The 1033-nt window shown below is 48.8% G+C and carries 1 pseudogene; it reads right to left on the bottom strand.

Annotated elements, in window-relative coordinates:
* Nucleotides 1-949 (bottom strand): annotated as a pseudogene (locus QCD85_RS23625) (IS3 family transposase); the annotation flags it as partial.
* Nucleotides 950-1033 lie beyond the last annotated feature (84 nt).

Genomic DNA, 1033 nt, shown 5'->3' with positions numbered 1-1033 from the left:
CCTCGTCTGGAATGGCTTCCTGTGAGTCCTTTCGTCTGCAAGAGATGAGCGTAACTTTTCGTCGTGTATTGGAAACCTTGGTCCGAATGCACCAAGCCTTTCTCGTTGTCCAATTGTTCAATCGTATCGGTCACAAGCTTCAGATCATTACGCTCAGATACGACCCAAGCCTTTACTTCGTTGTTGTACAAGTCTAGCACAACGGATAAATAGACAAACGTGTTTCCTGTTCGCACATACGTCACATCAGTCACGAGCTTTTGTCCGGGTGCTTCAGAAGCAAAAGCTCGGTTCAACACATTCGCAAAACAGACGGAGGGTTTGCGCCCCGCAAAGGGACGCTTCTGGCGAATCACAGAGCGAATCGAGAGTTCGCGCATGAGACGGCGCACCTTTTTGTGGTTGACCACGACGCCTTCTCGGCGCAGAGCCATCTGCATACGAGGCACTCCGAAATAGGGACGAAGTCGGTGGATGTTTAAAAGATGAGCTTTCAAATCCGCATCTCGGTTCTGACGTTGCTCACGCATGAGGTGACCCTTTTTCCATTTGTAGTAACCCGCCCGTGAAATCTCCGCAAGCTTGCAGAGTGTGGAGAGGGGATAGCGGCGGCTCATTTCTTGAACGGACTCGCACCGGGCGTGGAAATCCAACTGTCCTCCCCATGTAGATTTGGATTGCGCTTTTTTAAGTATTCGACTTGGGCCTTAAGATAAGCATTTTCTTCTTCGACACTCTCAAATTGGGTTTTGTTCCAGCGTCCACGTTGGTCAGTAAAGCCTTCCTTGGTCTGACTTTTTTTCACCCACTGCCCGATCTGTGTCTTGCTTGAGATCCCCAATCTCTCCATAATCTTAGGGTAGCTCCAGCCTTCTTCGCTTCTCAATCGAACCGCTTCCCGTTTCGTTTCTTCGCTGTATCGGTGGAACGTTTGTCCTTTTTTGGCCATAAAAAAATCCCCTCCAGTTTCCAGTGTTGATCTCATTTTACCATGAGGTCTTTTTTCACTGTCTACCTTGAGGGGATAATACCA

Source organism: Paenibacillus sp. PsM32 (genome assembly GCF_030433815.1).
GTDB classification, from domain to species: Bacteria; Bacillota; Bacilli; order Paenibacillales; family Paenibacillaceae; genus Saccharibacillus; species Saccharibacillus kyungheensis.
Note: the sequence above shows the minus strand (reverse complement) of the source record. Positions and strands in the feature narration are given on the sequence as shown.